Consider the following 7,434-nt stretch of genomic DNA (forward strand, 5'->3'; position numbering starts at 1 on the left):
GTTTATACCTCCAATTATACCTGGCTTGGATAATAAAAGAGGAATTCCAAAATTTTATTATTAAATAAATTAAGATATATATGTTGCAAATTGGTTTCTACATCCGGACGCATAGCCTGTCTATTGTCTGAGTAGGAACCAAATTTATATTTCTTATAAACTTTTCAACCGCATTTCTAACTTGTGGTAAAGATTTATAAAACACATTGTTAATAACAGACGACTTTAACCATCCCCATAACCCCTCAATCAAATTCATTTCTGGACTATATGGTGGTAAAAACATCAATTCAAGTCTGTCTCTAACTTCATTTAGAAATGGTTGTATCAATTTTGCATGATGAATTTTAGCATTGTCTAGTACCATAACAATTTTTCCAGTTGGATATTGCTTAAGTACATTTTCTAAAAAATCCTTGAATATCTGTGCGTCATATTTTTCATGCTCCTCACAATATACTTTACCAGTTTCATAGTTTAATATTCCCATAAGCTTAACTCCAGCATTTTTCCCGTAAGTAGGTATTTTTCTCTGATGTCCTTTTATAAACCAGTTTTTTTGTATTGCTTGATAATCTCTAATCATTGATTCATCTTCAAATAAGATAGTGTCAACTAAGCCATTAAGGCATTTTTTTTAGAACCTCAAAGTCATTTTTAAATTTTTCTTGTTTTTCTTTATCTGCTTTTGCTAAAACATAAGTCGGTCTAGTATAGCTCAAATTTAATCTATGCAATACATAGGCTATTCCTCTATGTGACATGGTTATATTAAATTCCTTAATAATCCATTGTCTCACCAACTCAATAGTCCAATTCTTTTTAGATTCAAATCCAACGTCTTCTGGTGTTTTTGTAGTAATAGTTTCTACTATTATTTTTTCCTGTTTTTCATTTATTTTTTTGCTAGCTCCGCCGCCGTGGCCAATATTTAATCCACCTAATCCTTTAGATTTATAATTTTTAATATAAATTGAAACAGTATGTTCATCTATATTTTCCATTTTGGCTATTTGTCTATTTGTAAACCCATCGAAATGTTTAAGTAATACAGAATATCGTTTATATAATCTTACACTTTTTGTAGACTTTAAAGCATCTTTTATTTCATTAATCTCATCTTCGTGTCCGGTAATTTTATTAAGTACTAAAACATCCATATTTTGATACCTCGCTAAAATTCTATTTTATATATTAGTTTGAATGTTTTAGTCAATTTATATTTGTGGTTATATTTTCCTAATAAGTAGTTTTGAATTTTTCATTTTGCAACATATATATTTGTAATTTTGATAAAAGCACATTGACTTGAAGGAAATATGTATCTTTCCTTTGGATTTTTATCTTCTATTGCTTTTATATATTTATCTATAATAGAATCAAAATTGGTGGATTCAGTCAACTTAAAGTATCTATATTGCTTGCTTTCTAATGAGCGTAAATTTCTTTGAAATAAGAATTACTATTCATCCAATTTTAGTATCAATTTCAGCTACTGAACCAGTATTCCCAATGACTGCGTTATTTATAGTTATTTAATTGTGAAGTTAAAACTACTGATGAGTTGTGTCTAATTATAATATTTGATTGTAAAACAGTTATTTGTCTGCCTTAATTAACTCTTTGGATAGCATATACTTCTAATTAGATTTTGAGTATATTAAATTAGAAAAGCCCCAATAAGGGGCATAAAAATGTATAGATAGAGTATATCATCATGAAGACGTTTTTAGTATATGAAAATATTAAATAAGTATTCATGATGATATATTTTATTTAGAGAAAAATACTTATATCATTAACCTTTTGGCTTAAATACCATAGCAGAAATAAAGCCAAAGACTATTGCTGCAGACACTCCGACACTTACCGTCTTTAAAACACCAGTAAATATTCCTATAAAGCCAGTTTGTTCAGCATCAGTTATAGCGGCTGTAACGAGAGTATTTCCAAAGCTGCTTATAGGTATAAACGCGCCTGCACCTGCGAATTTTACTAAAGGGTCATATAGGCCTAATCCACCGAGTATTGCACCAATTACAACCAGTGTGCAAGTTGTGTGTGCAGGTGTGACCTTTAAAGTATCTGTTATAAGCTGGCCAATAACACAAATCAAGCCACCTATGATAAATGCAAAAATTAATTTTTCCATAATTTGATTCCACCTTCTTTTTTACATTTCTATAGAAACAGCATGAGCAATACAAGGTATGGTTTCCTTTTGTTGAAAGGATATAGGAGACATTAAGGCACCTGTTGCAACAACTAATATTTTCTTTAATTCTCCTTTTCGCATACGATTAAGTAGATGGCCATAAGTTACACTCGCGGAGCAACCACAGCCACTGCCACCAGAGAATGCGGGTTGCTCATCTTTGTAGATTAAAAGTCCGCAGTCGGTAAATATATCTCTTGGCATGCTTATTTTATGTTTCTCAAATAAAGCATTAGCAAGCTCGTGACCAACTTTTCCTAAATCACCAGTAGCGATAAGATCATAATGAGTTGCATCAATGTTTAAATCTCTAAAATGAGCTTCAATGGTATCTACAGCTGCTGGTGCCATAGCGGCTCCAACATTATATGGATCTGAAACTCCCATGTCTACTATTCTTCCTATAGTGGCAGAAGTTACTTTTGGTCCATTTCCACTTTGTGCAAGAACAGCAGCTCCAGCTCCAGTTACTGTCCACTGTGCAGTAGGAGGTCTTTGTACCCCGTAATCAGTAGGATATCTGAAGGTTTTTTCAGCAGCTGCATTATGACTGCAGGCAGCTGCTACAACATATTTAGCAGCTTTACTGTCAATTAATTGAGCGGCTAAGGATAAGCCTTCCATGGAACTAGAACAAGCACCGAAGATTCCCAAATAAGGTATTCCTAGAGTTCTTGCTGCAAAGCTGCTTGAAGTAATTTGATTCATTAAGTCCCCGCTAAAGAAAAAATTAATATCTTCTTTTTGTATATTTGATTTTTGAATAGCCCTCTCACAAGCATGCTCAAGTAGAGATCTCTCTGCTTTTTCATAACTATCTTGCCCAAGCCATAAATCTTCACAGATTATATCGAAGTCATTTGCTAAAGCACCATTACCTTCAAAAGGACCGCCAATAGCAGCTGAAGCTAATATTGTAGGCTTAGAATTAAAAATCCAGGATTGATGTCCCTTAAGCATTTACATCGCCCCCAACCATGTTATTGCCATTTTTATGGTAGCGACTACAACAGCAGCAAAAACTCCATAAACAATAATTGCCCCAGCAAGTTGAAACATATTTCCAGCTACTCCAAGCACAAAACCTTCACTTTTGTGTTCAATTGAAGCAGAAGCTATTGAGTTAGCAAACCCTGTAATAGGAACAGCAGTACCAGATCCAGCCCACTGACTTAAATGATCATAAATTCCAAGTCCGGTAAATAAAACAGCAAAAAAGATTAAAACTAGGGAAGTAGGACCTACTGAGGTCTTTTCATCAAAATTATAATAGTTAATAAAAAACCATTGTAATATTTGACCAATTGAACATATTGCTCCACCTACGAGAAATGCCCTAATACAATTCTTAAGTATTGGTCTTTTGGGTTCAATAGTGCTTATCAAAGCATCATATTGTTGCTGAGCAGTAGTCATTTTTTTCTTTTTCATATTTGACATTTTTTTCACCCTCTAACGTAATAAATATGGTTCTAATTTCTTAATGATTTTTTCTAACTTTTCAGCATTTTGTGAATACATAGTTTTCGCAGCGTCGTTGTCGCTATCTAAAGAAAAGGACATAAGATCTGATTGGATTTTTTCGATGCTGGCATATAACATTTCTTTAACTTGTGTTTTAGGAACTTGTATTAAATCATCAAAAAGATCGATATATAAGTCTCCAGAAGAATCTACTTGACCAAGAAAAACATTTTCAAGGGAGACACCTTTGATTTCTAATTGGGTTGTAAGCCATCCTTGATTTAACCCAGCGTTAGTAAGGCCCTCATTTAATATATTTCCATCTAAAATAACTGTTTGAGGTTCAGTTTTAGATCCAACCTGTTTTCCTAAATCATGTGCGGTAACAGGGTTTTTATCAGCTTTTAAATTAACATTTATATCTCCGGTTGTTTCCATTACAGCAAACTCAACATCAGCTAAGTTAAATGCTTTTTTAGAACGCATTTGTTGCAAAAATTCTTGTCCTGTAATTCTTTCTTTAGATAAATTATCCTCCATAATTTTACCGTTTTTAACAAGTACCCTTTCCTTACCATTTATTAGATTATAAACCCACTTACTCCTCATGGAAGCATAATCTAATATAAGAGGCATCATTGCCCAAACAGCCAGTGTAATTAATCCGAAGTAAACATTATCAAGAATATTTAAAGAAATTAAAGTAATTATAATAGCAATTACGGCATAAGAAATAAAATCAAAGGGAGTAGATCTAGATAAGGTCTTTCTCTTCATGTATTTTGTTATCACTAATGTAAAAAAAAATAAAATTATTGAATTAAATAATATAATTAACCAAGTATTCATATGTCACCTCACTTAGTTGCCTTTGTATTGGGGTTCTTCGAACTCCATAGTTCCTATTCTTTTTTCTAAATCTGTTTTAATTATGTTTATTTCTTCAAATGCCTGATTATAAATAGCTCTAGCTTCTTTATCACGCTCTTGTAATGAGTACATTCTTAAAGTGGCCTCAGACCCCTTAAGTGTGGCCAAGGTTTGTTTTACCTTTGAAATTGCAGTCATATAAAAGTCTCCTTTGATTATTTATTAAATTGTTTCCTAACTTACTTTAACCAAGAAGCTTGATTTTAATTCATTTTTTAATGGATATATTTATTTCAATTAATAGAGAAAATTTATTAAAATTTAATAGGTATAGATTAGATACTAAAATAGGAATATATTTCATTATAAATAAATTGAATATTTAAATTGATTATGAACAAAATATATTGGTCGATAAAAAACATAAAGGAGGAATTTTTATGCCAACAGGAACAAAATTAGAAACAGCATTAGCTAGTGCTAAGGGATTAGCTGCTGATATGAAGACATTTTCTCTAGATACAGACAATCAAGATGCAAAACAAATGTTTAATCAACTTTCAAGTACAATGGATAATGTAGCACAAACTATCCAATCAAGACTTGACTTTGTAAAACAAGAAGAACCTCAATATAGACAATAATTAATAAACTCCCATATCTAGTTAAATTTATATTTAATAGATGTGGGAGTTTATTAATGTTTATCGACCTAATCCATCCCAATGTTCATAAGCTTCATTTAATGATATAAATGAACCAGACTTATCTTTTGCCATTATAGCACCACGAAGATGCGCTATACTTGCGTCAAATGAATTTATTTCATCTCTTTCCGAACTAAATTGTACTCTTTTTACTACCTTTTTCCATGCATTTGACAGGTGATCTGTTTTTTCACTTGCACCTTCCCAATCTTCTGATTCGACATCTTGAATGATTAGTTGTATTGATTCAGGAATGTTATCATCTTTTGTTAAAGGTTTCTTTAAAATACTACCACTAAGCATAATTAATACAAAAATGACTATTGATACTATAGGAATAGTTACGATTAAAAATTTTCTCATTATAATTTTCCTCCTTTAATATGGTCCTTCATAATCACCAATATCAGTTATTTTAGTAATGTGATCATCATATTTATCTATATATAAAGAACCAGAAGGAGTTAAGGTTGCAAGAAATACTTCAGAAATATCCTTAACTTCGTACATTTTTAGTTGATTCATAACCCATTCTTTAGTTTTATTGAGTTGCTTTAAGTTCTGTTCTACAAGGATTCCATCATAAATAAGTTCTGTACTTATACCGCTTGGCGCTTTAAGAATACTCATATCTTTAGGTGTTAAAGGTTCATATTCTGGCTTTTTTAATACAGATAATTGACCATTTGGTTCTATAATAGCAAAGTCCACTTGTGTTAAATCAAAAACATCTTTAATTCGTAATAATGCCATAATGTCAGCTGCTGTGAATTTCATTTTTCTTAATGCATTCTCCATTATTTTACCATTCATAATAACAATCGTAGGCTCACCTTCAATATATTTTGCAGCATATCGCCACTTTTCGGTGATGTATTCCATTAAATATCCAAGAAGTGCCCAAGTGAGAAGTCCAACAAAATGGGGCCAAGCTCTACTAGATAAGTCTGTAGTAAGAGTTGCGGCAATGGATCCAATCGTTATTCCAAGGACATAATCAAAGAACGTTAATTGACTGATTTGTTGTTTTCCAAGTATTTTTGCAAAAATAAGTAAGGAAAAAAATCCAATAATAGAACGCACAAAAACTACTAATCCTTCATTCAATTATTTATACCTCCCAATCTTTATAACATAAAGTTATTATTCAACTTAGAGTAAATTTTATACTGCCAAATTATTTTTTTAGGATATTTTTAATTTTGATAAAAGCACCTTGACTTAAAGGTGATATGTATCTTTCCTTTGGATTTTTATCTTCTACTGCTTTTATATATTTATCTATAATTGAATCAAAATTAATGGATTCTGTCAGCTTAAAGTATCTATATTGTCTGCTTTTTAGTGAGCGTAGATCATCTTTGAAATAAGAATTAATTTTCATCCAATTAAATTGCTTTTCTATATTTTTTTGATTAAATCCAGTAGCATAACTTCCAGGTTCTATTAAAATAACAGGAATATTAACATCTCTAAGTTCTTTAAGTTCTTTGTTTAAAGACGGACCTATGGCTTCTAAAGCAAATTTAGTTGCACAATAAGGAGATAAAAAGGGAATAGTTGAACGTCCAGCCAAAGAAGATACAAAAATTATTCTTCCTTGTCTTCGAGAAATCATTCGTTTTAATACAAGTTGAGTTAATTCAATTGGACAAAAAACGTTTGTTTCAAAAGTATCTCTATAGGTATTAGTATCAATTTCAGCTACTGAACCAGAATCTCCAATAGCTGCATTATTTATCAAAACATCTTTGGGCTAAGATTGAAATATTATTTATTAAAAGGTGCTCAGAGAAGACGTACAGATGTAACGTATCCCAATCCATTATGGGGCTATGGAGAAGTATGTGCACTTAATAGTTTCAATTTACTTCAAGCTGACTTAAATGCTATTTTATCTAGAGAATATGTAAAACAAAACGATATATTAGTAACAAATAGGACTTCTAATAAATATAATATTATGAAAAAAAATATAAAGAGGAAATTTATGAATAATAGAAGTAATGGAAATAGTACATCAAACACTGGTGGATTAAAAGTTCAGTGCTTTTGGGGCAATGACTATATTCCAATTAATGGAGTTAAGATAACTGTTAGTGGAACAACAGGTTCTGAAAATGCTAATAATATTGAATTACTTACAAATGTAGCTGGATTAACTCAAGTAATAGAATT

At 31.2% G+C, this 7,434-nt stretch carries 9 protein-coding genes and 2 pseudogenes; 2 read left to right on the forward strand and 9 right to left on the reverse strand.

All coding sequences use genetic code 11. The features are described from left to right. Positions 1–97 precede the first annotated feature (97 nt). The 6 genes from ACJDTP_RS26905 to ACJDTP_RS26930 form a co-directional block, all read right to left on the reverse strand. Positions 98–1,160 (reverse strand): IS630 family transposase gene (locus ACJDTP_RS26905; RefSeq protein WP_406762954.1). Its coding sequence is split into 2 segments (ribosomal slippage): positions 98–628 and positions 630–1,160, totalling 1,062 coding nucleotides; the frame shifts between segments, so codons are not numbered across the junction. A 638-nt stretch (positions 1,161–1,798) separates the two neighbouring features. Further along, positions 1,799–2,152 (reverse strand): stage V sporulation protein AE, encoded by a 354-nt coding sequence (spoVAE, locus tag ACJDTP_RS26910; RefSeq protein WP_078116329.1) that lies wholly within the window; start codon positions 2,150–2,152, stop codon positions 1,799–1,801. A 21-nt stretch (positions 2,153–2,173) separates the two neighbouring features. Beyond that, complete coding sequence (spoVAD, locus tag ACJDTP_RS26915; protein WP_160360432.1) at positions 2,174–3,175, reverse strand: stage V sporulation protein AD; 1,002 nt, start codon at positions 3,173–3,175, stop codon at positions 2,174–2,176. After that, positions 3,176–3,655: a stage V sporulation protein AC gene (gene spoVAC / locus ACJDTP_RS26920; RefSeq protein WP_160360433.1), complete on the reverse strand. Its 480-nt coding sequence runs from the start codon at positions 3,653–3,655 to the stop codon at positions 3,176–3,178. Between the two features lie 12 nt (positions 3,656–3,667). Continuing rightward, positions 3,668–4,528, reverse strand: a complete 861-nt coding sequence (locus ACJDTP_RS26925; protein WP_160360434.1) for a DUF421 domain-containing protein — start codon at positions 4,526–4,528, stop codon at positions 3,668–3,670. A 12-nt stretch (positions 4,529–4,540) separates the two neighbouring features. Continuing rightward, complete coding sequence (locus ACJDTP_RS26930) at positions 4,541–4,747, reverse strand: DUF1657 domain-containing protein (RefSeq protein ID WP_160360435.1); 207 nt, start codon at positions 4,745–4,747, stop codon at positions 4,541–4,543. Positions 4,748–4,989: 242 nt separating this feature from the next. Between ACJDTP_RS26930 and ACJDTP_RS26935 the strand changes: the two genes are divergently transcribed. Then, a complete protein-coding gene (locus ACJDTP_RS26935) occupies positions 4,990–5,193 on the forward strand; it encodes a DUF1657 domain-containing protein (protein WP_160360436.1) in 204 nt (67 codons plus the stop codon). Between the two features lie 60 nt (positions 5,194–5,253). Here the strand turns inward: ACJDTP_RS26935 and ACJDTP_RS26940 are convergent, their stop codons facing one another. From ACJDTP_RS26940 to ACJDTP_RS26950, 3 genes and pseudogenes are all read right to left on the reverse strand, one after another. Further along, positions 5,254–5,619, reverse strand: coding sequence for a DUF4363 family protein (locus tag ACJDTP_RS26940; protein WP_160360437.1), 366 nt, complete (start codon positions 5,617–5,619; stop codon positions 5,254–5,256). Between the two features lie 15 nt (positions 5,620–5,634). Continuing rightward, positions 5,635–6,363 (reverse strand): YetF domain-containing protein, encoded by a 729-nt coding sequence (locus tag ACJDTP_RS26945; RefSeq protein ID WP_160360438.1) that lies wholly within the window; start codon positions 6,361–6,363, stop codon positions 5,635–5,637. A gap of 70 nt (positions 6,364–6,433) precedes the next feature. Beyond that, positions 6,434–7,006 (reverse strand): annotated as a pseudogene (locus tag ACJDTP_RS26950) (SDR family NAD(P)-dependent oxidoreductase); the annotation flags it as partial. Positions 7,007–7,018: 12 nt separating this feature from the next. Between ACJDTP_RS26950 and ACJDTP_RS26955 the strand changes: the two are divergent. Next, a pseudogene (locus ACJDTP_RS26955) lies at positions 7,019–7,434 on the forward strand (S8 family serine peptidase); the annotation flags it as partial.

This window comes from Candidatus Clostridium helianthi (assembly GCF_045310795.1).
Classification (GTDB): Bacteria; Bacillota; Clostridia; order Clostridiales; family Clostridiaceae; genus Clostridium; species Clostridium helianthi.